General features: G+C 73.4%; 21 protein-coding genes and 4 pseudogenes. 8 read left to right on the plus strand and 17 right to left on the minus strand.

The genetic code is table 11. The features are described 5' to 3' along the window. The first annotated feature begins 14 nt into the window (after nt 1-14). The gene (locus BJF80_RS15105; RefSeq protein ID WP_075814858.1) at nt 15-1,658 is read left to right on the plus strand and encodes a serine/threonine-protein kinase; all 1,644 of its coding nucleotides are present in this window, start codon (nt 15-17) and stop codon (nt 1,656-1,658) included. A 22-nt stretch (nt 1,659-1,680) separates the two neighbouring features. On the opposite strand, the gene BJF80_RS15110 is transcribed toward BJF80_RS15105, so the two are convergent. From BJF80_RS15110 to BJF80_RS15120, 3 genes and pseudogenes are all read right to left on the minus strand, one after another. Then, entirely contained in the window at nt 1,681-2,841 is a 1,161-nt protein-coding gene (locus BJF80_RS15110) for an acyl-CoA dehydrogenase family protein (RefSeq protein WP_075814860.1), read from the minus strand. A 54-nt stretch (nt 2,842-2,895) separates the two neighbouring features. Next, nucleotides 2,896-3,384 carry a 5-(carboxyamino)imidazole ribonucleotide mutase gene (gene purE, locus BJF80_RS15115; RefSeq protein ID WP_052327772.1) on the minus strand — a complete coding sequence of 163 codons (489 nt, stop codon included), beginning with the start codon at nt 3,382-3,384 and terminating at the stop codon, nt 2,896-2,898. 56 nt (nt 3,385-3,440) lie between these two features. Continuing rightward, nucleotides 3,441-4,585 (minus strand): annotated as a pseudogene (locus BJF80_RS15120) (5-(carboxyamino)imidazole ribonucleotide synthase). Between the two features lie 119 nt (nt 4,586-4,704). On the opposite strand from BJF80_RS15120, the gene BJF80_RS15125 reads away from it, so the two are divergent. After that, on the plus strand, nt 4,705-5,223 hold the full coding sequence (locus BJF80_RS15125) for a GtrA family protein (RefSeq protein ID WP_075814862.1): 519 nt from the start codon (nt 4,705-4,707) through the stop codon (nt 5,221-5,223). Here the strand turns inward: BJF80_RS15125 and BJF80_RS15130 are convergent. The 4 genes and pseudogenes from BJF80_RS15130 to BJF80_RS20545 form a co-directional block, all read right to left on the minus strand. Continuing rightward, nucleotides 5,196-6,260, minus strand: a complete 1,065-nt coding sequence (locus BJF80_RS15130; protein WP_075814864.1) for a sensor histidine kinase — start codon at nt 6,258-6,260, stop codon at nt 5,196-5,198. The two genes, BJF80_RS15125 and BJF80_RS15130, sit on opposite strands and share 28 nt — an antisense overlap. A 3-nt stretch (nt 6,261-6,263) precedes the next feature. Further along, entirely contained in the window at nt 6,264-6,968 is a 705-nt protein-coding gene (locus tag BJF80_RS15135) for a response regulator transcription factor (protein ID WP_028130868.1), read from the minus strand. 43 nt (nt 6,969-7,011) lie between these two features. Continuing rightward, entirely contained in the window at nt 7,012-7,800 is a 789-nt protein-coding gene (locus BJF80_RS20540) for an enoyl-CoA hydratase/isomerase family protein (RefSeq protein ID WP_075815026.1), read from the minus strand. A gap of 417 nt (nt 7,801-8,217) precedes the next feature. Further along, nucleotides 8,218-8,568: pseudogene (locus BJF80_RS20545) on the minus strand (lipoate--protein ligase family protein); the annotation flags it as partial. 22 nt (nt 8,569-8,590) lie between these two features. Between BJF80_RS20545 and BJF80_RS15150 the strand changes: the two are divergent. Continuing rightward, entirely contained in the window at nt 8,591-10,210 is a 1,620-nt protein-coding gene (locus BJF80_RS15150; RefSeq protein WP_022924202.1) for an acyl-CoA carboxylase subunit beta, read from the plus strand. Then, nucleotides 10,207-10,455: an acyl-CoA carboxylase subunit epsilon gene (locus BJF80_RS15155; RefSeq protein ID WP_075814866.1), complete on the plus strand. Its 249-nt coding sequence runs from the start codon at nt 10,207-10,209 to the stop codon at nt 10,453-10,455. Before BJF80_RS15150 ends, BJF80_RS15155 begins: the two co-directional genes overlap by 4 nt. A gap of 40 nt (nt 10,456-10,495) precedes the next feature. Here BJF80_RS15155 and BJF80_RS15160 read toward each other — a convergent pair whose 3' ends face one another. From BJF80_RS15160 to BJF80_RS15175, 4 genes are all read right to left on the minus strand, one after another. After that, entirely contained in the window at nt 10,496-11,965 is a 1,470-nt protein-coding gene (locus BJF80_RS15160; RefSeq protein WP_075814868.1) for a sodium/glutamate symporter, read from the minus strand. A 79-nt stretch (nt 11,966-12,044) separates the two neighbouring features. After that, nucleotides 12,045-12,701 (minus strand): MOSC domain-containing protein, encoded by a 657-nt coding sequence (locus tag BJF80_RS15165; protein WP_075814870.1) that lies wholly within the window; start codon nt 12,699-12,701, stop codon nt 12,045-12,047. A gap of 4 nt (nt 12,702-12,705) precedes the next feature. After that, complete coding sequence (locus BJF80_RS15170) at nt 12,706-13,530, minus strand: methyltransferase domain-containing protein (RefSeq protein ID WP_321166424.1); 825 nt, start codon at nt 13,528-13,530, stop codon at nt 12,706-12,708. Further along, the gene (locus BJF80_RS15175) at nt 13,527-14,537 is read right to left on the minus strand and encodes a hypothetical protein (RefSeq protein ID WP_075814872.1); all 1,011 of its coding nucleotides are present in this window, start codon (nt 14,535-14,537) and stop codon (nt 13,527-13,529) included. Before BJF80_RS15175 ends, BJF80_RS15170 begins: the two co-directional genes overlap by 4 nt. Nucleotides 14,538-14,559: 22 nt before the next feature. Between BJF80_RS15175 and BJF80_RS15180 the strand changes: the two genes are divergently transcribed. Beyond that, nucleotides 14,560-16,518, plus strand: coding sequence for a DUF885 domain-containing protein (locus BJF80_RS15180; protein ID WP_414899300.1), 1,959 nt, complete (start codon nt 14,560-14,562; stop codon nt 16,516-16,518). A 53-nt stretch (nt 16,519-16,571) separates the two neighbouring features. Here BJF80_RS15180 and BJF80_RS21690 read toward each other — a convergent pair. After that, nucleotides 16,572-16,790 (minus strand): annotated as a pseudogene (locus tag BJF80_RS21690) (hypothetical protein); the annotation flags it as partial. A 108-nt stretch (nt 16,791-16,898) separates the two neighbouring features. On the opposite strand from BJF80_RS21690, the gene BJF80_RS18950 reads away from it, so the two are divergent. The 3 genes from BJF80_RS18950 to BJF80_RS15205 all read left to right on the plus strand — a co-directional run bounded on the left by BJF80_RS18950 (nt 16,899) and on the right by BJF80_RS15205 (nt 20,616). After that, nucleotides 16,899-19,037, plus strand: a complete 2,139-nt coding sequence (locus BJF80_RS18950) for a hypothetical protein (RefSeq protein WP_075814874.1) — start codon at nt 16,899-16,901, stop codon at nt 19,035-19,037. Between the two features lie 164 nt (nt 19,038-19,201). Next, entirely contained in the window at nt 19,202-19,831 is a 630-nt protein-coding gene (locus BJF80_RS15200) for a Maf family protein (protein ID WP_075814876.1), read from the plus strand. Between the two features lie 119 nt (nt 19,832-19,950). After that, a complete protein-coding gene (locus BJF80_RS15205; protein WP_075814878.1) occupies nt 19,951-20,616 on the plus strand; it encodes a Rossmann-fold NAD(P)-binding domain-containing protein in 666 nt (221 codons plus the stop codon). Here BJF80_RS15205 and paaE read toward each other — a convergent pair. The 5 genes and pseudogenes from paaE to paaA form a co-directional block, all read right to left on the minus strand. Beyond that, nucleotides 20,604-21,728 (minus strand): 1,2-phenylacetyl-CoA epoxidase subunit PaaE, encoded by a 1,125-nt coding sequence (gene paaE, locus BJF80_RS15210; RefSeq protein WP_075814880.1) that lies wholly within the window; start codon nt 21,726-21,728, stop codon nt 20,604-20,606. The genes BJF80_RS15205 and paaE overlap by 13 nt on opposite strands. 73 nt (nt 21,729-21,801) lie before the next feature. Continuing rightward, nucleotides 21,802-22,311 (minus strand): 1,2-phenylacetyl-CoA epoxidase subunit PaaD, encoded by a 510-nt coding sequence (paaD, locus tag BJF80_RS15215; RefSeq protein ID WP_075815028.1) that lies wholly within the window; start codon nt 22,309-22,311, stop codon nt 21,802-21,804. Nucleotides 22,312-22,370: 59 nt separating this feature from the next. Continuing rightward, nucleotides 22,371-23,135, minus strand: coding sequence for a 1,2-phenylacetyl-CoA epoxidase subunit PaaC (paaC, locus tag BJF80_RS15220; protein WP_075814882.1), 765 nt, complete (start codon nt 23,133-23,135; stop codon nt 22,371-22,373). Beyond that, on the minus strand, nt 23,132-23,419 hold the full coding sequence (paaB, locus tag BJF80_RS15225; protein WP_022924214.1) for a 1,2-phenylacetyl-CoA epoxidase subunit PaaB: 288 nt from the start codon (nt 23,417-23,419) through the stop codon (nt 23,132-23,134). The genes paaC and paaB overlap by 4 nt, the downstream gene beginning before the upstream one ends. Continuing rightward, a pseudogene (paaA, locus tag BJF80_RS15230) lies at nt 23,416-24,443 on the minus strand (1,2-phenylacetyl-CoA epoxidase subunit PaaA). Before paaA ends, paaB begins: the two are co-directional and overlap by 4 nt. Between the last annotated feature and the right edge of the window lie 17 nt (nt 24,444-24,460).

Consider the following 24,460-nt stretch of genomic DNA (forward strand, 5'->3'; position numbering starts at 1 on the left):
GATCGGAGGCGACCATGGCGGATCCCCGCGACGACCACGGCGACCACGACGCCGAGACGACGGCACCGGCCCCCGCCGACCAGGACCCCACCCTGGTCGCGGGCCGCTACCGCATCGTCCGCACGCTCGGCAGGGGCGGCGGCGGCCAGGTGTGGCTGGCGACCGACGAGAACCTCGGCCGGCAGGTCGCGCTCAAGCAGGTCGCCGGCGAGGCCGACACCGAGCTGCTGCTCAGCCGCGGTTTCCGCGAGGCGCGGACCAGCGCCACGCTCGCGCACCAGCACGTCGTGCGCGTCTACGACGCCTTCGAGCACGACGGGTCGCCCTGGATCGTCATGGAGTTCGTCGAGGGTCCCTCGCTGGCCGAGCTGATCGCCGACGGGCAGCGGCTGCCCCCGGCCCAGGTCGCGGCGATCGGCGCGCAGATGGCCACCGCGCTCGCCGCGGCCCACCAGGCGGGCATCCTGCACCGGGACGTCAAGCCGGCCAACGTGCTGCTCACCGGGGGCGCGGGGCACGACGCCAAGCTCACCGACTTCGGCATCGCCCGGGCCGACGAGGACCCGCAGCTGACCCGGACCGGTTTCGTCTCCGGCACGGCCGCCTACTTCTCCCCCGAGCTGGCGCGGGGCGAGGAGCCCAGCACCGCCTCGGACGTGTGGGCGCTGGGCGCCACCCTGTATGCCGCAGTCGAGGGGCGCCGCCCGTTCGAGGAGCGCGCCAACGCCGTCGCCCAGCTGCACACCATCGCCCGGGACGACCCGCGGCCCCCGCAGCACGCGGGCGAGCTGACGCCCGCGCTCGCCGGGATGCTCGACCCGGACCCGGCGACCCGGTGGGACGCGCAGCGGGCGGCGCGTGAGCTGGAGCAGCTGGTCCGCGGTGGCCGGGGCGGCGCAGCGGGCGCCGCGGGAGCAGCGGCAGCGGGTGCCGCGGCAGCGGGCGCCGGTGCAGGCGTGCATACCGAGCGGGTGCCCCGGGCCGACCCCACCCGGACCTTCGCCCAGCCCACGCCGGCACCGACACCGACGGCGCAGGCAGCGCGGCCGGCGGCGTCACGGGCAGCACCCGCCGCGGCAGGTCAGCACGACGAGGTGCGGCGCACGGCACCCTCGGGTCGCCGTCCCGGCCCACGGCGCGGGGTGTGGTTGAGCTGGCTGCTCATCGTGCCGCTGGCCCTGCTGCTCGGCTGGCTGGTGTGGACCATCGCGACCGGCTCGGAGGGTGGCACCGGCACCGCCGACCCCACCTCATCGGCGTCGGCGTCAGGGACCGACAGCGAGCCGGTCGCCGCCGACGAAGCGCGGGACCTGGCGCAGCGGTTCTACACCACGCTCGCCGACGAGGGGCTGGACGCGGCGCGGCAGCTGACCCTGCCCGAGGCCTACATCGCCTCCGACATCGAGGTGGGGCTGCAGTCGATCTCGGCCGGTGACCTCTCCGCCCAGGAGCAGGCTGACGGGAGCGCCACCGTGACCGGCCTGGTGACCTACACCTACGACGTGTCCGTCATCGAGCAGGAGGAGACGCTGACCGTCGTCCGTGGCCAGGACGGGCCGGTCGTCGCGCTGCGTCAGGCCGTGGAGGTGCAGAGCACGCCTCGCACCGACGGCGGCGGCTCCGGCGACGACGAGGCGGGCGGGGACGACGACCGCTAGCGCGGCGCCGTCCCCTCCGGCGTCAGCCCTTGAGCAGCTGGCGCGCCATCACCACGCGCTGGACCTGGTTGGTGCCCTCGTAGATCTGGGTGATCTTGGCGTCGCGCATCATGCGCTCCGCCGGGAAGTCCTTGGTGTAGCCGTAGCCGCCGAGCAGCTGCACCGCGTCGGTGGTGATCTCCATCGCGACGTCCGAGGCGTAGCACTTGGCGGCGGCACCGAAGAAGGGCAGGTCGTCGTCGCCCCGCTCGGACTTCGACGCCGCGACGTAGACCAGCTGCCGCGCCGCCTCCAGCTTCATCCCCATGTCGGCGAGCATGAACTGCACGCCCTGGAAGTCGGCGACGGCCCTGCCGAACTGCTGGCGCTCCTGGACGTATCCCAGGGCCAGGTCCAGCGCGCCCTGGGCGATCCCCACCGCCTGGGCACCGATGGTGACCCGCGTGTGGTCGAGCGTGCGCAGCGCGATCTTGAGGCCCTCGCCGAGCCCGCCGACCATCCGGTCACCGGGGATCCGGCAGTCGTCGAAGTGCAGCTCACGCGTGGGGCTGCCCTTGATCCCGAGCTTCTTCTCCGGCGCACCGAAGGTGAAGCCCTCGTCGTCCTTCTCCACGACGAAGGCCGTGACGTTGCGGCCGCGCGGCCCGTCGGGGTCCGTGACGGCCATGACGGTGTAGAACTCGCTCACCCCGGCGTTGGTGATCCACGACTTCTGGCCGTTGAGCACGAAGCTGCCGTCCGGCTGCTCCAGCGCCTTGCACGTCATGCCCGCCGTGTCCGAGCCGGCGCCCGCCTCGGACAGGCCGTAGGAGAACATCGCCTCGCCCCGCGCCACCGGCGGCAGGTAGCGGGCCTTGACCTCCTCGGAGGCCGCCAGGATCAACGGCATGGTGCCGAGCTTGTTGACCGCGGGGATCAGTGAGCTGCTCGCGCAGGCCCGCGCCACCTCCTCGATGACGATGCAGGTCGCGAGCGCATCGGCGCCGGCGCCGTCGTAGTCCTCCGCGATGTGCGGGGCGTGGAAGTCGGTGGCCGTGAGGGCCTTGAGCGCCTCGTCCGGGAACCGGCTCTCCTCGTCCACCGCTGCCGCGTGGGGGGCGATCTGCTCCTCCGCGACCTCGCGAACCGCCTCGCGCAGCGCCTCGTGGTCCTCACTGATCCGGAACAGGTCGAACTCGCTCATGGAGCGCAGCCTAACGCGGACGTCAACCGCGACGTGCCCGTCCTCCGACGGGTCTCAGCGTGACGTCCGGCGCTCCCGCAGCCTCTCGCCCTTGGCGTGGGCCTGGTCGCGCAGGTCGCCGGCGAAACCCGCCAGCCGCTCCCGGAGCCGTGCCGCCTGCTCGCCCTCGCCGGCGCCCAGCATCCGGACCGCCAGCAGGCCGGCGTTGCGGGCGCCCGCGACCGACACCGTGGCGACCGGGATCCCGGCCGGCATCTGCACGATCGAGAGCAACGAGTCCATACCGTCCAGGTGCTTCAGCGGCACCGGCACCCCGATGACCGGCAGCACCGTCACCGAGGCGAGCATGCCCGGTAGGTGCGCCGCTCCCCCGGCACCGGCGACGATCACCCGCAGTCCGCGCTCCTGCGCGCCTGCGCCGTAGTCGATCATCTCGATCGGCATCCGGTGCGCCGAGACGACGTCGGCCTCGTAGGGCACCCCGAACTCCTCGAGCACCTCGGCGGCGGCCTCCATCACCGGCCAGTCGCTGTCGCTGCCCATCACCAGGCCGACGACCGGGGCCTGCTCGCCCCGGGTGCTCCGCTCTGCCGGTGAGCTCACTCGGTCACCACTCCTCGCAGGTAGTCGGCGGCATGGGTGCTCCGCCCGCGCAGCTCCGCCAGCGAGGACGCGCTCCCGTCGCCGCCGCAGACCGTGACGTGCCCGAGCTTGCGCCCGGGTCGCACTCCCTTGCCGTAGAGGTGGATCTTCAGGCCCGGGTCGCGCGCCATGAGGTGCTTGTAGGTGGCGTACAGCTCGGGAAAGTCGCCGCCCAGCACGTTGGCGGAGGCGGTCCACGGGGCCCGGGCCGAGGGGTCGCCGAGCGGCAGGTCCAGCACCGCCCGCAGGTGCTGCTCGAACTGGCTGGTCACCGCGCCGTCGATGCTCCAGTGCCCGCTGTTGTGCGGGCGCATCGCCAGCTCGTTGACCAGGTAGGTGGGGTAGGCCGACCCGTCCGGCCGCCGCCCGGTCACCTCGAAGACCTCGACGGCCATGACGCCGGTCACCCCGAGCTCACCGGCGATGCGCAGCGCCCCCTCGGCGAGGGCCACGGCGAGCTCGTCGTCGAGGCCGGGCGCCGGGGCGAGCACCTCGGTGTTGATGCCGCCCTCCTGCACGGTCTCCACGACCGGCCAGGTCGCCGCCTGCCCGGAGGGGCTGCGACCGACCATGACCGAGAGCTCGCGGGAGAAGTCCACGGCCTCCTCCAGCAGGATGCCGTCGGCGAGACCGCCGGCCCCCACCTCGCCGAGCCACGGCTGCACGTCGGCGAGCGACCGGCAGACCAGCACCCCCTTGCCGTCGTAGCCGCCGCGCGGGGCCTTGGCGACCAGCGGCCAGCCGACCTGCGCGGCGAAGTTCTCCACGTCGCGCCGGTGCGTGCCTGCGCCCACCGGGGGCAGGGGAGCCCGAGCTCGGTGAGCCGCCGCCGCATGGCCAGCTTGTCCTGCGCGAAGACCAGCGCCTGGGGACTCGGGTGCAGCTCCACCCCCTCCTCCTGCAGCGCGAGCAGCACCTCCTGCGGGACGTGCTCGTGGTCGAAGGTCACGACGTCGCAGCCGCGCGCGAACTCCCGCACCGCCGCGAGGTCGGTGTGCTCCCCGACCGGGCTGTGCGGCACGACCAGCGCGGCGCTGGCCGTCGGCGACTCGGCGAGGACGGAGAGGGTGAGAGACAGGGCGACCGCCGGTGGCTGGCACATCCGGGCGAGCTGGCCACCGCCGACGATGCCCACCACGGGGAAGCCGCCCTCGGCGCGGACGGGGCTGGGTGACGTCACGCGACCACCCTATCCAGCGAGCGCGCCTACACTGCGGCCCCGTGACCCCCTCCACCCCCGGGCTGCCCGCCCGCGCCCGCGCGGCCTACCGCGTCCTGGTCGCCGAGCTGGCCAAGTTCGGGACGGTGGGCGCGCTCGCCTTCGTCCTGGACACAGTGCTCTACAACGTCCTCGTCTTCGGGGTGCCCGGGGTCGCGGAGGGCCCGATGGCGGGGTCGCCGCTGTGGGGCAAGGTGGTCGCGACGAGCGTGGCGACGGTCTTCTCCTGGGTCGGCAACCGGCTGTGGACCTTCCGGCACCGCCGCAGCGAGCCGGTGACCCACGAGTTCGCGCTCTTCGTGGTCTTCAACGCGCTCGGGCTGCTCATCGCGCTGGCGTGCCTGGGGTTCTCCCGCTACGTCCTCGGGCTGGACAGCCAGCTGGCCGACAACGTGTCGGGCAACGGCGTGGGGCTCGTGCTCGGCACGCTGTTCCGGTTCTGGGCCTACCGCACCTTCGTCTTCCGTGGCGAGCTGGACCTGGAGGGCAAGGGTCAGGGCGTCGTCGCCAGGGGCAGGTAGCAGGCGAAGACCGGCGGGAAGGTGTGGACCAGCTCCACCCGCCCCCCGATCGACTCGGCGGTCTCCCGGGCGACGGCCAGTCCGAGGCCGGTCCCCGCGCCGGTGGTGATGCCGCGGTCGAAGATGGTGCGCGCCAGGTCACGGGGTATGCCCGGCCCCTGGTCGGACACGGTGAAGATGGCCGAGGGGCCGGAGCGGTAGACGTGGACCCGCACGTCCCCGCGCCCGTGGACGAGGGCGTTCTCCACGAGGGTGTTGAGGACCTGGGACAGGACCGAGGCGCTCGCCTCGACGATCACCCCGCGCTCGCAGGTCAGCTCGACCACCCGGCCGCGCTCCTCGAAGGCGGGGGTCCACTCCTCGTCGAGCCCCGCCACGACGGCGTCGGCCGCCGTGACCGCACCGCCGCTGGCATGACCGGCGCGGGTCCGCTGCAGCAGGTCGTCCACGACGCCGGTCAGCCGCTCCACCTGGCCGATGGCGATCTCCGCCTCGGAGCGGGCCACCGCCGCGTCGTCGGACTGGGCGATCTCCTCCAGCCGCAGCAGCAGCGCGGCCAAGGGGGTGCGGAGCTGGTGCGAGGCGTCCGCGGCGAAGGATCGCTCGAAGACGAGGGCCTTGGCGAAGGTGCTGTGGTGCCGGTCCACGACGCGGGCGACCGCGTCGATCTCGGCGATCCCGGACCGGAAGGGCTCAGGCTCGACCAGCCGCCCCGGCCGCGCCTCCGGGTCCAGGGCGAATCCACCCGAGGCCAGCTCGTCGGTGCGGTGGGCGAGCTGACGCAGCGGCCCGGCGGTGGTCTCGGCCGCGCGGTCGGCGAGCGAGCGGGCGGTCGGGACCCCGGCCGCCAGCACGAGCATCCCGCACAGCACCATGATGAGCGGCAGCACCCACCCCGGCACCGCCCCCGCCCCGCCTGGCCAGGCGCTCTCCCGCACCTGCGGGAGCAGCCAGGCGACGAAGATCGCGAGCAGGAGGGCACCACCGGTGACGACGAGCACGATCCGCACCGCGAGCTCGCGCAGGATCCGGCGCACGGGTCAGTCCGTCGCCTCGGCGTCGTCCCCGTCCGGGTCGTTCTGGAAGCGGAAGCCCACGCCACGCACGGTGACGATGTGCCGCGGGTCGTGGGCGTCGTCGCCGATCTTGCGGCGCAGCACCGACACGTGCATGTCGAGGGTCTTGGTGGACCCGAACCAGGTGTCCCACACCTCGCGCATGAGGACCTCGCGGGAGACGACGCGGCCCTCCTCGCGCATGAGCACCCGCAGCAGGTCGAACTCCTTGGTGGTGAGCCGCACCTCCCGGTCGTGGAGGAAGACGCGGCGCGCCTCCACGTCCATCCGCAGGGCAGCACCGGTCGAGCTCGGAGCGGCGCCCGGACCGCGCCGCAGCAGAGCGCGCACCCGCGCCAGCAGCTCGCCGAGCCGGAACGGCTTGGTGACGTAGTCGTCGGCCCCGGCGTCGAGACCGACGACGGTGTCCACCTCCTCGCTGCGCGCGGTCAGCATGAGGACGGGCATCCGCACGCCGGAGTCGCGCAGCGAGCGGCAGACCTCGACCCCGTCGAGCTGGGGCAGCCCCAGGTCGAGCACGAGCAGGTCGTGCGGCAGGTCGCCGGTCGCCTCGGCGAGGGCCTGGCGCCCGTTCGGGGCCAGGGTCACCTCGTAGCCCTCGCGGCGCAGCGCTCGCGCGAGCGGCTCGGAGATCGTGGGGTCGTCCTCGGCCAGCAGCACTCGGGTCACGTCGTCTCCTCTCGGCAGGCTGGCTGCCAGTATGCGTGGTCGGTCACCGTCCGGGCCACTGCGGAGTCCGCTTCTCCGCGAAGGCGGCGACGCCCTCGGCGCGGTCCCGGCTGAAGGCCGTCGCGCGCCAGCAGCCGTCCTCGATCTCCAGCCCCGCGGCCAGGTCGGTGCCCTGGCCCAGGCGCATCGCCCGCTTGGCGTTGCGGACCGCCACCGGGCTGTTGCCGGCGATGGAGGAGGCCAGCTCCAGCGCCCGCCCGCGGGCGCTCCCCGCGTCGACCAGCTCGTCCACCACCCCCAGCTCGTGGCCCTCGGGGCCGGTGAGCCGGCGGGCGGTGAAGATCATCGACGCCGCCCGGGACCAGCCGACCCGGCGGGTGAGCAGCTGGGTGCCACCGCCGCCGGGGATGACGCCGACCCCGACCTCCGGCAGCGCCAGCGTCGCCTCACGACCGGCGACGAGGAGGTCGCAGGACAGCGCGATCTCCAGGCCGCCGCCCAGGGCATACCCCTCGACCGCGGCGATGGCCGGCATCGGCAGGTCGAGCACCCCGCGGTAGGCGAGCTTGGACACCAGCCGGTGGTCCATCATCTCGGCGTCGCTGAAGCCGTTGCGCTCCTTGAGGTCGGCGCCGACGCAGAACGCCGTGGCGTGGGTGCTCGTGACGACCACCGCGCGCACCGAGGCGTCCCGGGCCAGGTCGGCGGTGGCGGCGGTGATCTCCTCGGAGAAGGCCGTCGAGACGGCGTTCATCGCGTCCGGGCGGTCCAGTGCCAGCTCGACGACGTGGTCGCCGTGGCGGGTGAGCCGCAGCATCGTGGGTGCGTCCATGCGGGTGACGTTACTGCTCGCGCAGGTGCTCGACGTCACCGGCGTCGTGGACGCTCTCGCCACCGTCGGGCGGGGAGCCGGCCACGACCAGCGCGCCCCGGTGGTCGACGCGGAGCGCCCGGCCGCGCGTCCGTCCGCCGTCCGGTCGGTGCACGACGACGTCCCGACCGAGGGTGGCGCAGCGGCTGCCGTAGGCGGCGTGCAGCGTCTCGTGGTCACCCTCGGCCACGGAGCGGTGCAGGTCGCGCAGCCGGTCCAGGTAGTCCTCGAGGAAGGACTCCCGAGCCCCAGGCGGCAGCGGGGAGCCCCCGCGGGCGAGCCGCCAGGAGGTCGCGGTGGGGACCGGCAGCCGGGTCCGGTCGTGGTCCACGTTGAGGCCGGCGCGACGACGACCGCGCCGTCGTCGGCGACCTGGGTGAGGATCCCGCTGATCTTGCCCGGTGCCGGGCCGTCCGCCACGAGCACGTCGTTGGGCCACTTCAGCCGCGCCTCGACCGGCCAGCGGCTGACGGCCAGCGCGTCGAGGACCGCGACCCCGGCGGCGAGCGGGACCCAGCCGGCGAGCTCGGGCGCCACCGCGGGCAGCACGGCGCTGATCGCGAGGCAGTCCCCCGGCGGCGAGGACCACGAGCGGCCGCGCCGTCCCAGGCCGGCCGACTGGTGGTCGGCGACGACGACCCGCCCGGGGCGCGGGTCGCGCAGCGCCTCGAGGTTGGTCGAGGGCAGCGACTCGTGCCGCTCCGGCGCGGCCCAGCGCAGAGGTGTCATGCGGCAAGGCTAAGTTGGGACCATGAGCGACACGCCGCGCGCCGAGCGCCAGGACGAGGACGGGCCGGACCTGCGCACCACCGCGGGTCGACTGGCCGACTTCCACGCCCGCGCGCAGGAGGCGGCGCACGCCGCCGCCGACAAGGCGCTGGACAAGCAGCGCGCCAAGGGCAAGGGCACCGCCCGGGAGCGGGTCGAGGCGCTGCTCGACGAGGACAGCTTCACCGAGCTGGACGCCCTCACCCGCCACCGGAGCAGCGCCTACGGGCAGGAGCGCCACCGACCCTACGGTGACGGCGTGGTCACCGGCTACGGCACCGTCGACGGTCGGACGGTCGCGGTCTTCGCCCACGACTACACCGTCCTCGGCGGGTCGTTCGGCGAGGTCTTCGGGGAGAAGATCACCAAGGTCCTGGACCTGGCGATGAAGATCGGCTGCCCGGTCGTCGGCATCCACGACACGGGCGGGTCCCGGATCCAAGAGGGTGTGGCCTCGCTGGGCCTGACCGCGGAGATCTTCCGCCGCCAGGTGCACGCCTCGGGGGTCATCCCGCAGATCTCCCTGGTCATGGGCCCCTGCCCCGGCGGAGCGGCCTACTCCCCCGCGCTCAGCGACTTCGTGGTCATGGTCGAGGGGAGCTCCCACCTCTTCCTCACCGGCCCGGACGTCATCGCGACGGTGACCGGCGAGGACGTCTCGCTGGACGAGCTGGCCGGGGCGCAGACCCACGCGACCCGCAGCGGCGTGGCCCACTACGTCGCCAGCGACGAGGACGACGCCTTCGACTACGTCAAGGAGCTCCTCGGTCACCTCCCGCAGAACAACCTCGAGGACCCGCCGGCCTACGACGAGGAGCCGGACACCGAGGTCGACGAGACCGACGAGGCGCTCGACAGCCTCGTCCCGGATGCCGCCGGCGCGGCCTACGACATCGTGGAGGCGGTCCGGGCGGTCGTGGACGACGGGGACTTCCTCCAGGTGGCCGAGCAGTTCGCGCCCAACGTGGTCGTGGGCCTGGGGCGGGTCGAGGGCCGGCCGGTGGGCGTCGTCGCCAACCAGCCGATGCACCTCGCCGGGACGCTGGACATCGACGCCTCGGAGAAGGCCGCCCGCTTCGTGCGCACCTGCGACGCCTTCAACCTGCCCGTGATCACCCTCGTGGACGCCCCCGGCTTCCTGCCCGGCACGGACCAGGAGCTCGGCGGCATGGTGCGGCGGGGGGCCAAGCTGCTGTATGCCTATGCCGAGGCCACCGTGCCGCTGGTCACCGTCGTCGTCCGCAAGGCCGTGGGCGGCGCCTACGACGTCATGGGCTCCAAGCACCTGGGTGCCGACGTCAACCTGGCCTGGCCGACCGCCCAGATCGCGGTCACCGGGGCGCAGGGGGCGGCGAGCATCCTGCACCGCCGCGAGCTCGCGCAGGTCCGCGCCGACGGTGGCGACGTCGAGGCCGAGCGCGCCCGGCACGTCCGCGACTACGAGGACACCGTCGCCACGCCCTACCTCGCGGCCGAGCGCGGCTACGTCGACGCCGTCATCGCGCCCTCGCAGACCCGGGTCGAGGTCGCCCGTGCCCTGCGCCACCTGCGGACCAAGCGCTCCAACCGCGCCCCGCGCAAGCACGGGAACATCCCGCTGTGAGCGGGCAGGAGACGCCGGACGCGGTGGACGCGCCCGTGCTGCGGGTCGTGCGGGGCAGCCCCACGCCGGCCCGGCTGGCGGCGCTCACGGCCGTGCTCGTCGGGCTCTCCGGGGACGGCGACCGGTCCGGCCAGAGGGGGTCTGGCTCCCGGCCGCGGACGTTGTGGACGGCGCGGTCCCGCTTCGCCCGCCCCCGCCCCGCGGTCGGACCCGGCGGCTGGCGGGCGTCCTCGCTGCCGCGCTGAGGACGGTCGCGGCCGGCGTGGCCGCCTCGCGACCGCGAGCTCAGGTCGCGACCGCGTCCGCGCCCTCCTCGCCCTGCTCCTGCAGCTCACGGCGCTCGGCCTCCGCCCGGGGCTTGAAGACGAACCAGCCGATCGCGATCGCCGTGAGGAAGAGCACGAGCATGACCGTGAACAGCGGCCAGATGCCGGTGAGCGCGATCACCGGCACGGCGAGCGCCGTCACCAGCCCGCCGCCGAAGAACGGCTCGAAGACGAGCTGCTTGTAGCCGAAGGCCTCGAAAGCCGGGCTCTCGGCGTCCGGGTCGGTGATCCGCATGAGGATGAGGCCGGTGGCGGTGACGCCCATCGACTGCCCGAAGTCGCCGATCCCGCGCTCGAACCAGTAGCGGCCGATGATCCGCGGGGCGAACCACAGGAACAGCCCCACGTTGAGCGCGATGCCCGCGATCGACAGCAGCACGAACGAGCCGATGTTGGACCCGATGGCCTCGAGCGAGAGCGTGCCGATGGCGGCGACGATGAGGAAGTCGAGGGCCCAGCCCTGGATCCGGAGCATGATCTGGTGGTCGATGAGGTGGTCCACACCGAGCGCGGAGGCGACCGCCTGGATCGCGACACCGCCGAGCAGGGCCAGCGGGAAGAGCGGGACGAAGGCGAAGATCTCCAGCGGGGTGTCGCCGTTGATGAGGACGCTGGAGTAGGTCTGCGCCTCGATCCAGCGCAGCGCCTCCAGCACGCACCACCCGATGAGGATGGCCACCGACACCAGGGCCATGTGCAGCGACAGCGGCTCGACCGAGGCGGGGCGGCTGGTCATCGTGCCGGCCGGGTAGTGCTCATCCTTGCGGAACAGCCCCTTCTGCTCCTCGACCGAGGCCTTGACGTCGCCCTTGAGGATCTCGGTGCGCCCGGTCCGCACGCCCCAGTTGATGAGCGCGATCCCGATGACGACGCCGGCCACGATCCCCACCGTGGCGATCCCGACCGCGAGGTCGGCACCCTCGGCATACCCGAGGTCCTCCAGCACCGGGCGCATGCCGGCAGCCGTGCCGTGCCCACCCTCGAAGCCCATCTCGATGAGCGCGCCCACCATCGGCTCGGCGGCGAGCAGCGGCACCAGCACGAGCGCGGCGAGGCCCAGACCGACGACGTACTGCCCCGATCCCATCGCGACACCGAGCGAGAGCTGCGGGCCGACCAGCTTGCCTGCGCGCTTCGGGCTCGGCAGGTCCTGGCCGAGGAACATGGTGGCGAAGACGATGCTGATGAGCAGGCCGGGCAGCGCGCTCCACACCTCCAGCATCGAGCCGGTGAAGAGGCCGTTCTCCCCGACCGGGCCGCCGACCCGGCCAAGCACCTGCGGGCCGAGCAGCAGGAGCAGGAAGCCCCCGATGATCGAGCTGGGCAGGAAGAGCTTCTGCACCCAGCCGACCTTGACCCGGATCACCTTGCCCAGGAGCAGGAACAGGCCCAGGACGATCAGTGCGAAGCCGATCTGGTCAGCGGACATCGGTCACCCTCCCTCGTATGCGTGGTCCGCACACTCTGGCACAGCGCGCGACGCACGGGAAGGGTTCACGACGGTCGCGTCAGGCCCGTCGGGCAGCGAGCCGGCGCTCCATCGGCTCGTGGAAGCGTTCCGGCAGGCAGCGGGCCGCCACCACCTCGCGCGCGGCCGCACCGTCGCCCATCGCGGCGGCGAAGGCGGTGCGCATGGTGACGCCGTGGCCCGGCGGCGGGCCGATCTCGAGCGGGTCGCCCGCCTCGATCCGTCCTGGCTCGACGACCCGGAGGTAGGCCCCGCACGCGCCCCGTTCGGTGAAGCGGCGCACCCAGCGCTCCTCCCCCAGGTGCCGGGCGAAGGTCGCGCAGGGCTGCCGGGGGACCGAGACCTTCAGCAGGCTCGAGCCCACCCGCAGCCGCTGCCCGAGCTCGAGCCCGTCCACGTCGCAGTCCGCGGTGGTGAGGTTCTCCCCGAACATCCCGTCGCGCAGCACGCGCCCCAGCTCGGACTCCCACCAGTCCAGCTCCTCGCGCGCCACGGCGTAGACGGCCTTGTCGGCCCCGCCGTGGTGTCGCGCGTCCCCGATGTGGTCGCCGACGGCGCCGGAGCCGGCCCCGTGGTCCGGGCCGGGCGCGACCACCTCGATCCCGCTCACCGGCTGCTTGTCGATGCCGGTCACGCGCCGCGTGCCCGGGTCGGGCTTGGGCTTGGCCAGGTTGGTCGACCGCACGCGGGGGCTCATGCCCTCACGGTATGCGCTCCCGCCCCGTCGTCCCCGTCACGTCGGCGCGCGACGGCGAAGACCCGCCGGAAGGGCAGCACGACGCCCGCCTCGGAGCGGGGGTAGGCCCGCCGCAGCGCGTCCCGGAACTCGACGGTGAACTCCTCCCGCAGCCCCTCGGGCAGCGCCTGCAGGGTGGGCCGGGCGCGGTGGCGGAGACCCAGGTGAAGACCGGGTCCGGGTCGGTGCCCGCCGGGTCGAGGACGTGCAGGTAGGTGGTCTCCCAGGCGTCGACCACGCAGCCGGCGGCGGTGAGCACCCGTAGGTAGTCGGCCGGGTCGTGCGACGACGGCGCGGCGATGCCGTCCAGGTGCGCGGCATACCGCGGCCGGTCCGCAAGCTCCCGGCGCAGGGTGTGGCTCGGCTCGTCGAAGTTGCCCGGCACGGTGAGCGCCAGAACGCCGCCCTCGCCGGGGCGCAGGTGGGCGACGAGGTCGGGCAGCAGCTCCAGGTGGCCGGGCACCCACTGCAGCGTGGCGGTGGTCACGAGCAGGTCGACCGGGTCGGCGTCGCCGCGGGCCCAGTCGACCAGATCGGCGACCTCCGCCTGCGAGCCGTCCTCCCGGGCGGCGGCGACCATCTCGGGCGAGGAGTCCAGGCCCAGCACCTCGGCGTCCGGCCACCGCTCCCGCAACCACCGCAGCCCGTGACCGGGGCCGCAGCCGAGGTCGACGACCCGCCGTGGCTCCACCTCGGGGACCCGCGCCATGAGCTCGACGAACGGGCGGTCCCGCTCCGCGGCATACCGCCCGTAGTGCGCCGGGTCCCACCCGTGCCTGCCCGTGCTCATGCGACACCCTCCTCCTGCGCGCGCAGCGCGCGGTAGACGGCCCGGACCCCCACCGCCCGCTCCAGCTCCTGGGTGACGACCGAGAAGAACTGGTGCCGGTAGGTGTCGTCCGTCACCGCGCTGACGATGAAGTAGAGGCCGGAGAAGGAGGCGAGGAAGAGCGAGACCTTGACCAGCTCGGCCGACACGCTGCCCAGGTAGGGGACGTGGTGCGTCCGCTCCAGCCCGGTCCAGGCCAGCTGCGTCTCCTGCTGCATGATGATCGACCCGAAGACCAGGAGGAAGGCGAAGACGGCGCAGATGAGCGCCACGACCTGGACCAGCTGGATGAGCAGCAGCGCGATGATGAGGTTCCACCGCTCGAAGCCGGTGACGCGGGCGTAGGCGGGGACGTCGACCCGCGGGTCCGCCGCCAGCGCGGCCTGGGTGGCCTCCATCGGGGTGCCGCGGCAGGCGCGCTCGAGGAAGGCGGCGTCGACGGCGTCGTCGGCCTTGTCGACCTCCTCAGGCAGCCGGACGAGCTGGAAGACGACCCCGATGCCGAGCAGCAGCAGGACGACCAGCCAGTGTGTGGCGAAGGGCAGGCTGGCGCTCATCTCCCAGGCCTCGGCATTGATGAAGAGGAAGGCGACGAAAAGCAGCAGCAGCGGCAGCGCGCGCATCGCGGTGCCGACGAGCAGCGGGGCGCTGCGCACCGTGCGGCGCAGCGCGAAGGTGAGGATCGGCCGCGCGTGCAGGGCGGTCGAGGCATACCAGAGGGCGGCGAGGATGACGAGCGTGAGCCAGACCGCGGGGGCAGCGCTGACCTGCTGCGACACCCAGCCGAGGGTGCCGCCCAGCGCGGCGGTCGCCAGCAGCACGAGCGCCGCCAGCGGGAGGAGGTGGCGAGGCCGCAGGGCGGCGCGGGCCGCGGCCCGCTCGCCGGGCACGAAGTAGGACAGGCCGTTGGCCAGGAACCAGCGCTCGGTCTCGCGGCGGGGATCGGCGGGATGGCGACGTCTGGGCACCGCCCCAGGGTAGGCGGGTAGGTTGGGCTCCCGTGACGACGTCGACCCGCACCCCCACCGACATCGACCGCCTCGCCGAGGAGCACCTCGACGCCATGGTGGCGCTCAGCCCGCTGGAGGCGACCTACCTCGCGTCCCCGGCCGCGACACCGAGATCGACGACCTGTCGGTCGAGGGACTCCGGGCGCACCGGGACCAGGCGGCGCGGACGCTGCAGCGGCTCGACACGGTCGAGCCGGAGGACGACACCGACCGGGTCACCGCGGCGGCGCTGCGCGAGCGGCTCGGCCTGGAGGTCGAGTCGCTGGACCTGGTGCTCGCGGGCCAGGCGCCGGTCGAGCTCAACGTCATCGCCTCGGCCCCGCAGGCGGTCCGGGACATCTTCGACCTCATGGCCAAGGACACCGAGGCGCACTGGGAGACGATCATCGCCCGGCTGGAGGCGGTGCCGACCGCGCTGGAGCAGTACCGCTCCGCGCTGCGCCGGTCGGCCGAGCAGGGCCAGGTGGCCCCGGTACGGCAGGTGCGCGCGGTCGCCGGGCAGTGCCGCGACCAGGCCGGGGACGAGGCGAGCAGCTTCGACGCGCTGACCGAGGAGAGCGCCGGTCAGCCGGAGGCGATCCGCACCCACCTGGCGAGCGCCGTGGGCGGTGCCAAGCAGGCGTTCGGCGCGCTCGCGGCATACCTCGAGGAGGAGCTGGTGGCGCGGGCGCCGGAGTCCGACGCCTGCGGCATCGAGCGCTACCGGCTGCACTCCCGCAGCTTCCTCGGTGCCGAGATCGACCTGGAGGAGACCTACCGCTGGGGGCAGGAGGAACTGGCCCGGATCACCGCGATGATGCGCGAGACCGCCGAGCAGATCCGGCCGGGCGCGTCCGTGGCGGAGGCCGTCGCCGTCCTCGACGAGGACCCGGGGTATGCCCTGGAGGGCACCGAGGCGCTGCGCGAGTGGATGCAGGTCACCGCGGACCGCGCGGTCGCCGAGCTGACCGACAGCCAGTTCGACGTGCCCGAGCCGGTGCGGCGCATCGAGTGCATGATCGCGCCCAGCCAGACCGGGGGGATCTACTACACCGGCCCCAGCGAGGACTTCACCCGGCCGGGGCGGATGTGGTGGTCGGTGCCGAAGGGGGTCACCCGCTTCTCGACCTGGCGCGAGCTGACGACCGTCTACCACGAGGGCGTTCCGGGCCACCACCTGCAGATCGGGCAGACGGTCTACCGCTCCGAGCTGCTCAACCGCTGGCGGCGGCTCGCGTCGTGGACCTCCGGGCACGGCGAGGGGTGGGCGCTCTATGCCGAGTGGCTCATGGCCGACCTCGGTTACATGGACGACCCCGGCAACCGGATGGGGCTGCTGGGCGGCCAGTCGCTGCGCGCCGCCCGCGTCGTCATCGACATCGGGGTGCACTGCGGCTTCGAGGCGCCGGCCGAGGTCGGGGGCGGGCAGTGGACCTACGACAAGGCCTGGCAGTTCCTCACCACGCACGCGCACGAGAACGAGGAGTCGCTGCGCTTCGAGCTCGACCGCTACCTGGGGTGGCCGGGGCAGGCGCCGAGCTACAAGATCGGCGAGCGGCTGTGGCTCGAGCTGCGCGAGGAGTGCCGGCGCGCGAGGACGCGGACTTCGACCTCACGGCCTTCCACCGGCGGGCGCTGGACATCGGCGGGGTCGGTCTGGACACGCTGCGGGCGGCGGTGCTCGGCGAGCTGTGAGCGGCCCGGCGACGACCGTGTCCTTCACCCCGGCCGTCAACACGGCGTCGCTGCGCGTCATGGCCAAGGTCGGCCTGGTGCACGACCCGGCACGCGACGTCGCCCACCCCCGGGTGGACGCCACGGCATACCCTCGGCTCGTGCGGCACCTCTTCCACGCGACCGGCGAGTTTGGGCAGGCACACGTGGTGCTGGCCGGTATGCCCCTCGCCCAGCTCGTCCAGGTCCGTGCCGAGCGCACACAGCTCGGCGGCGGCATACGTGATCGTGGGCCTCGAACCCGCGGTCGGCGAGGTAGGCCGCTTCGAGCCTGGCCTCGATCCTCGCCCGCGAGCGGCTCCGCGTCTCGGGTCGCACGTTGCCCGTGTTGATGTAGGTGGCGACGCTCTGGAAGCCGCCTCCTCGGTCACCCGCAGGATGTCGTCCTTGGGGAACTGCCGGCGCGCGCCGAGGTTGATGGCGCGGAGGAAGGCGACGTGGGTGGCCAGGCCGCGATCCTGCCACCTGGCCGCACACCCCGTCTGGCGGTGGGAGCACGTGACAGGCCCGCGACGGCGAGGGTCTGTCGGTGGCTACTCATACACTTGTTCGAAAGACGGGCCACCTTCGCGACGGCTCGGAGGCCCGGGGAGGGGGTGACGCACGATGACCGATCCAGCGCGGGACGGGCGAGCAGCGGACCAGGACGACCAGCAGGGCGCGACCGGGGAGCGGGAGCGGGGTGCTGCGCTGCTGGCCGAGCTCGGGGAGGTGTCGGCGACGCGCTCCCGGGCCGAGCGTCGCCTGCTGGAGGTGGCGCACCAGCTCGTCGCGGCGACGGGTGCTGCGCTGCTGGCGCAGAAGGGGTTCAGCAGCGTCGAGGAGCTGACCGCCACGGAGCGGCGCCGTTGGCGGGCGGAGGCGAAGCGCCTGTGCGTCGCCGAGATCCGGCTCCGGCTGGGCATCGGTGAACGGGAGGCGCGCGCGATGACGGGTCTGGCCTGCGGGCCGGTCGACGTGCGGGGGCAGGTGCTGGGGGCGCTGGACCGGGCCGAGGTGACCTGGGGTCTCGTGCGCGGCTTCTGGGACCGGTGCGGCTCGTTGCCCGCGGAGCGGGCTGCGCTCGTGGCGGAGGTGCTCTTCGGCACCGACCCGGCCACCGCGGCGGTCGAGCGGCTCGACAGCGAGGGCGACCTGCGGGAGGAGCCCTGGCAGCACGCCGACTACTGGGCGACGCTGGAGCGGGAGGCCGTCCGAGCCGAAGGTGAGGATGTGCAGGCCGAGCGGGAGCGGCGCCGCGCCGCCTACCGGGCGCGGCGGTCGTGGTTGTCCGTGCACGACGACGGGACCGCCACCCTGAGCGTCACCGGAGCGCTGACGACGATGAGCGGGATCCATGCGCGGATCGAGCATGCCGCGCGGGCCCTGCGGTCGGCCGGCGACGAGCGGACCCTGGACCAGCTGCGCTCGGACGTCCCCGCAGGCCTGCTGCTCTACGGCACGGTGCCTATGCCGGAGGCAGAGGTCGAGGAGGACCTCACCCTGGCCGACCTGGCGGCGATCCATCGGGTCACCACCGCACAACCGCAGGTCGAGCTGCAGGTCGTCGTGCCGTGGGAGTCCCTGGCTGGGCGCGCAGCGTCCGACGCGCACGGCATGGATACGCCGAACCACCGAACGGCGTTGCCGGACCGGACGCCCCGTACAGGTGCCGAGGGGGACAGGACGCCCGAGGTGAGTGCCGCATTGGACCGCACGCCCGCGGGAAGTGCTCTGCCGGACCGCGCGCTGGCGGGAAGTGTCGCACCTGACCGGACGGCCGGGACGGATGGCGAGCACGGGCACCTCGGCCCGGTGCCGCGGCTCGGGTCGGTGGGCCAGGTCCTCGGGCACCACCCTGTCTTCATCTCACCCGGCCATGCCCGCGAGCTCGCCCTGGTCCCGGGGACGACTCTGTCCCGGCTGCTGGTGGACCCCGCCGACGGTCGGCTCATCGAGCGGACGATCACCCGCTACCGTCCGGATGCCGACATGCGCCGGCAGGTGACCGCCGCCGACGTCCACTCGCGGTCACCACTGACCAGGGTGCCCGCCTCCCGGTGCGAGCTCGACCACGTCGTGCCCTTCGGTGCCATCGGCGGGGTGACCGGCGAGCTCAACCTGGGCTCCCTCGACGTCCGCACCCACCAGTTCAAGACCGCACGCACGTGGTCGGTCACGATCAACCGGCGGCGAGACCTGCGCTGGTGCACGCTGCTCGGCCAGAGCACGACCACCCGGGTTCACGACTACCGGCAGTACCTCGAGCGGGCGGTCCTCGCCCGCGGCTCGGGCGCAGGTGGTCACGCGACGGGTGGTCACGCGACAGGTGGTCGAGTGACGGCCGGTCAGGCGACGGCTGGTGAGGCGACGGCCGCTCGTCCGACGGGTGGCAGCGCCGCCGACGATCACCCGACAGACAGCCCCGCGGTCGACGGCTCAACCACGCAGACCTGGGAGTCCCGCCGCGACCTCGCCTGCCAGGCGCTCTACGCCGCCGTGGTGCACCGCGGGGCCGACGCCCTCCTCTCGGACCTCGACGACGACGCCGACGACGGCACTCCTCTCACCGGCTGGTGCTCGGTCACCCGTCGTCGCTCAGACACCCCCGTGCCGACCCCGGAGGAGGTGCTGGGCCTCCCGCTGCCAGTCGCTGAGGGTGAGCAGGACGAGCAGGAAGAGCACGGCACGACGGGTGGGACCGGCCGGGGCGATGCACCCGGCGCCCCGTGGTCATCGCGCGAGACCGAGCCTCCCCCCTTCTGAGTCCCCATCTGACCCGGCGCTACCTCCCCTCCCCCCCGGCACTTCCCTCCCCGCAGGGGCTCCCTGACAACCGCGGGCTGATCCCGGTGTCCACCGCCCCACGCCTCGACCTCCCGCCCGAATCCTGCTCGAGGGGTGACGTCACGCCCCGTAGGCTGTGCCCCGTGATCCCGCTCGTGCTCGCGTCCGCGTCCCCGGCCCGCCTCACCACTCTGACCAGGGCCGGAGTCCGGCCCGAGGTGATCGTGTCGGGTGTCGACGAGGACGCGGCGATCGCCGCGGCACAGGAGCGGCACGGAGAGCTCGAGGCCGCCGACGTCGCGCTGACCCTCGCCCGGGCCAAGGCCGAGCAGGTGAGCGCCGAGCACGACGTCGACGCACTCGTGCTCGGTTGCGACTCGGTGCTCGAGCTGGACCGCGAGATCTTCGGCAAGCCGCACTCCTCGCAGGTGGCGATCGAGCGCTGGCAACGCATGCGGGGTCGCTCCGGTGTCCTGCACTCGGGCCACTGGGTCATCGACGACCGGAGCGAGGGCTCCGGCGCGACGCTCGGCGGGACCGCCTCGACCACCGTGCACTTCGCCGACCTCACCGATGCCGAGATCGCGCACTACGTCGCCACCGGCGAGCCGCTCCACGTCGCCGGCGGCTTCACCGTCGACGGCCTCGGCGGCCCCTACGTCACCGGCATCGAGGGCGACTACCACGCCGTGGTCGGTGTCAGTCTGCCGCTGCTGCGCGACCTGGTCGGTCAGCTCGACCTCGCCTGGCACGAGCTCACGGACCACTCCTGAGCCGCATGCGAGGCGGCAGTCCCCGGGCGTGACCCGGACCGCTGCCGCCGTCGGCGGCCGAGCACGCCATCGACCTCATCACCGCGGACCGGGACGACGAGGCAGGGGTAGAGCAGCTCGTGGGTGACGGGGTCGACCTCCTCGTCGATGCCCTCGGGTATGCCCCCTCGCAGGCCGAGCACCTGACCCGCCTCTCGCGTCGCTGCGGCGGGACGGCATACCTCAGCGCGAAAGCCGTCTATGTCGATCCGCGCGGCCACCACCTCAACTCCCCCGGCGGCGCCCACGTCACCGCGCCGGTCCCCGAGAGCACGCCGACGATGGCCTGGGCCGGGCACGAGGTCCGGAGCCGGGAGGGCTACGGCGCCGGCAAGGCGGAGTCCGAGCGTGTGCTGCGGGACCACGGCGAGCGCGTCAGCGTGCTGCGACCGAGCACGATCCACGGCGCCTGGGTGCGGCGGGGGCGCACCGCCGCAGTGCTCGCCCTCGCCCGCCGGGTCCGCCGAGGGGAGGGACCCACGGTCGCGGTCCTCCCGCGTCCGGGGCGGCGACGTGGTCGAGTCGACCACCTCCACCGAGGTCCTCGCGGGTGCCGTGCTCGCCCGCGCCGACCGCCCCCGGACCTCCCCTGGCGCGTGCCCATGATGCTCGACACGACGCGCCTCACGCACCTCGGTGTCACCCTGCCGACGTCCACGGACGCGCTGGAGCAGGAGGTCCGCTGGCTTCTCCACCAGCGAGGAGACTCCCCCGGCGCCGCGTCCTCCCCCGGTCAGGCGTCGTAGTCGATGGTGACCGTCTCGGTCACCGGGTGCGACTGGCACATGAGGCGGTAACCGCGCTCGACCTCGTCCGGCTCGAGGGCGTAGTTGCGCTCCATCCACACCTCGCCGTCGACGACCTTGGCCCGGCAGGTGCCGCAGACGCCGCCGGTGCAGGAGAAGGGGGCGTCCGGCCGCTCCCGCAGCGTCGCGGCGAGGATCGTCTCGGCCGTGGTCTGCATCGGCACGGTCGTGGTCCGACCGTCCAGGGTCACCGTGGCGACCGCCTCCGGCGGCGCGCCCGGGTCCACCGGTTCCGCAGGCGTCTGCTCCGTGACCGGGGCCCCGTCGCCGTCGACGTGGAAGATCTCGTGGTGCACGTGCTCGGAGTCCACACCACGCTCGGCGAGGATCTCCTGCACCGTCTCCACCATCCCGAACGGCCCGCAGAGGTACCACTCGTCGACCTGGTCCTCGGGGATGAAGGTGGCGAGCAGCTGCTCGACCTTCTCCCGGTCGATACGGCCGGTGAGCAGCTCGGCGTCCTGCGGCTCCCGGGAGAGCACGTTGAGCAGCGTGAATCGGCCGGGGAAGCGGTTCTTGAGGTCCATCAGCTCCTCGAGGAACATGACGGAGTCGGTGCGGCGGTTGCCGAAGACGAGGGTGACCCGGGAGTGCGGCTCCTCCTCCAGGGCCGTCGTCAGCAGCGAGAGCACGGGGGTGATCCCGGAGCCCGCGGCGATGCCGACGTGGTGCCGCGTCGCGGTCGGCTGCGTCGGGCAGGTGAACGACCCCATCGGGGTCATGACCTGCAGCGTGTCCCCCGCCTGCACCTGCTCGTTGAGCCAGGTCGACATGAGCCCGCCGGGCACGGTCGCGGTGGCGACCCGCAGCTCTCCCCGCTCCCGAGACTGCGCGCGCGAGATGCAGCAGGAGTAGGAGCGCCGGGCGTCCTCGCCGTCGATGGTGGCGCGCACGGTGAGGTGCTGCCCCGGCTCGAAGATGAACTCCTCGCGCAGCTCCTCGGGGATCTCGAAGCTGATGGCGACCGCCTGGTCGGTCAGGCGGTCCACCCGGCGCACCGTGAGGTCGTGGAACCGCGCGCGACGGCGGGTCGGCTGCTGGATCAGGCTCAACGAATCGCTCCTGTCGGGGGTCTGGGGCGCAGCCCCAGCTGCGGGGGGACCCGGGGGCGGAGCCCCCGGGCGATCAGATCGTCTTGAACTCGTCGAACGGCTCCCGGCACGTACGGCACCGCCGCAGCGCCTTGCAGGCGGTCGACCCGAAGCGGGCGACCTCCTCGGTGTCCTGCGATCCGCAGTGCGGGCAGGCGACCACCCGGATCTGCAGCCCGACGGGCACCGGGCCGGCCGCGTGCGCCCGGTCGCCGGTGGGCGGCGCGATCCCGAAGCGGCGCAGCTTGGTGCGCCCCTCCTCGCTCATCCAGTCGGTGGTCCACGCCGGCGAGAGCCGGGTCACGACGTCGACGGGTATGCCGTGCCGCTGCGCCGCCTCGCGCACGCCGTCCTCCATCGCGTGCATGGCGGGGCAACCGGAGTAGGTCGGGGTGATGGTCACCCGGAGCCCGGGGCTGCCGTCGACGTCGGCGGGCTCGACGTCGCGGATGACCCCGAGGTCGTCGATGGTGATGACCGGGATCTCGGGGTCGGCGACCCCGCGGATCGCCCGCTCGGCGTCCGCCAGCTCGGCGTCGGTCAGCCCGGCGCGGGTCAGCCCGGCGCGGGCCGGCTCAGGGCGGTCTCCTGGTCCGGCCACCATCACCAGGTCGCCCCGGGATGGCTGCGGTGGATGTGCTGCATCTCGGCGAGCAGGTAGCCCATCTGCTCGGAGTGGATCCCGTCGCGACCGCCGCGGGCGTGCCAGCGGGGCGCGTCGGGCATGCTCAGTGTGGCCCGCTCCAGCACCTGCCCGACGTGCTCGTTGACGGCCTCGGTCAAGGTCGACGGGAGCACGCCGATCCCCTGCTCGGCGGCCCAGCGCGCGGCGTCGTGGTCCTCGCCCAGCTCGGCGACGTAGGGGTGGACGGCGACGAGCCCCTGCTGCATCCGCTCGTGGCTCTCCGCCGTGCCGTCGCCGAGGCGCAGCACCCACTGCGTCGCGTGGTCGCGGTGGTAGTCGACCTCCTTGACCGCCTTCGCGGCGATGGCCGCCAGCGTCTCGTCGGCGGAGTCGAGCAGGCGGGCATACAGCTCGCACTGGTAGGCGGAGAACCACAGCATCCGCGCCATCTCGTGCGCGAAGTCGCCGCGCGGCTGCTCGACGAGCTGCACGTTGCGGAACTCGCGCTCGTCGCGCAGCATCGCGAGGTCGTCCTCGTCCCGCACCGGGTCGGCGTCCTCCACCTCCCCGGCGCGGGTCAGCAGCGCGCGGGCCTGTCCGACGAGGTCGAGCCCGACGTTGCCGAGGGCCATGTCCTCCTCGATCTGCGGGGCGTGGGTGAGCCACTCCCCGAGCCGCTGGGCATAGATGAGGGCGTCGTCGCCGAGTCCGAGGAGGTAGTCGACGTGGTGCTGCTCTCTCACAGGTACTCCACGTCCTCCGGCACGTCGTAGAACGTGGGGTGCCGGTAGACCTTGTCGGCGGCCGGGTCGAAGAAGCTGTCGCGCTCGTCCGGGCTGGAGGCGGTGATGTCGCTGGAGGCGACGACCCAGATCGACACACCCTCCTGCCGCCGGGTGTAGAGATCCCGCGCGTTGCGCAGCGCCATCTCCCGGTCGGGGGCGTGCAACGACCCGGCGTGCACGTGCGAGAGCCCACGCTTGGCCCGCACGAAGACCTCCCACAGCGGCCAGCCGGCGGTGGTCATGCGACCTCCTGCGCGGCCTGCTTGTCGGCATACGCCGCCGCGGCCTCACGCACCCACGCGCCGTCCTCGTGCGCCTGGACCCGGGTGCTGATCCGCTGCTCGTTGCACGGGCCGTCGCCCTTGAGCACGCGCCAGAACTCGTCCCAGTCGATGTCGCCGAAGTCCCAGTGCCCGCGCTCCTCGTTCCACCGCAGGTCCGGGTCGGGCAGGGCCAGGCCGAGCTTCTGCGCCTGCGGGACGGTCATGTCGATGAACTTCTGCCGCAGGTCGTCGTTGGAGAACCGCTTGATCCCCCAGGCCATGCTCTGGGCGGTATGCCCTTTGCTGGCGGCCTCGCCGGAGTCCGGCGGGCCGAACATCATCAGCGCCGGCCACCACCACCGGTCGGCCGCGTCCTGCGCCATCGCCTGCTGCTCCTCGGTGCCGCGGGCGAGCGTCCAGAGGATCTCGAAGCCCTGCCGCTGGTGGAAGGACTCCTCCTTGCACACCCGGATCATGGCGCGGGCGTAGGGGCCGTAGGAGCACCGGCACAGCGGCACCTGGTTCATGATCGCGGCACCGTCCACGAGCCACCCGATCGCGCGACGTCGGCCCAGGTCAGGGTCGGGTAGTTGAAGATCGAGGAGTACTTCTGCTTGCCCTGGTGCAGCTTGTCGAGCAGCTCGGAGCGGTCCACCCCGAGGGTCTCGGCGGCGGAGTAGAGGTAGAGCCCGTGGCCCGCCTCGTCCTGCACCTTGGCCATGAGGATCGCCTTGCGGCGCAGACTGGGCGCCCGGCTGATCCAGTTGCCCTCCGGCTGCATGCCGATGATCTCGGAGTGCGCGTGCTGCGCCATCTGCCGGATCAGCGTGGTGCGGTAGGCCTCCGGCATGGCGTCGCGCGGCTCGACCCGCTGGTCGTCCTCCACCAGCCCGTCGAAGTAGGCGGCGAGCGCCTCGGTGTAGTCCTCCGTCTCCGCCGCGTTGAGCGGCGAGGGCCTCGCCTGGGTGTCGGTGCCTGGCTGGCCGAAGTCGTTGCCGTACATGACCTCAGTGTGCCAGA

The sequence above is a fragment of the Serinicoccus sp. CUA-874 genome, from assembly GCF_001942225.1.
Lineage (GTDB): Bacteria > Actinomycetota > Actinomycetes > Actinomycetales > Dermatophilaceae > Ornithinicoccus > Ornithinicoccus marinus.

Excerpts from the sequence above, each read along its gene's own strand:
- BJF80_RS15105 (WP_075814858.1), top strand. The coding sequence starts at position 15 with ATGGCGGATCCCCGCGACGACCACGGCGACCACGACGCCGAGACGACG.
- BJF80_RS15110 (WP_075814860.1), bottom strand. The coding sequence starts at position 2,841 with ATGAGCGAGTTCGACCTGTTCCGGATCAGTGAGGACCACGAGGCGCTG.
- purE (WP_052327772.1), bottom strand. The coding sequence starts at position 3,384 with ATGGGCAGCGACAGCGACTGGCCGGTGATGGAGGCCGCCGCCGAGGTG.
- BJF80_RS20540 (WP_075815026.1), bottom strand. The coding sequence starts at position 7,800 with ATGGACGCACCCACGATGCTGCGGCTCACCCGCCACGGCGACCACGTC.
- BJF80_RS15150 (WP_022924202.1), top strand. The coding sequence starts at position 8,591 with ATGAGCGACACGCCGCGCGCCGAGCGCCAGGACGAGGACGGGCCGGAC.
- BJF80_RS15160 (WP_075814868.1), bottom strand. The coding sequence starts at position 11,965 with ATGTCCGCTGACCAGATCGGCTTCGCACTGATCGTCCTGGGCCTGTTC.
- BJF80_RS15165 (WP_075814870.1), bottom strand. The coding sequence starts at position 12,701 with ATGAGCCCCCGCGTGCGGTCGACCAACCTGGCCAAGCCCAAGCCCGAC.
- BJF80_RS15170 (WP_321166424.1), bottom strand. The coding sequence starts at position 13,530 with ATGAGCACGGGCAGGCACGGGTGGGACCCGGCGCACTACGGGCGGTAT.
- BJF80_RS18950 (WP_075814874.1), top strand. The coding sequence starts at position 16,899 with ATGACCGATCCAGCGCGGGACGGGCGAGCAGCGGACCAGGACGACCAG.
- paaB (WP_022924214.1), bottom strand. The coding sequence starts at position 23,419 with ATGACCACCGCCGGCTGGCCGCTGTGGGAGGTCTTCGTGCGGGCCAAG.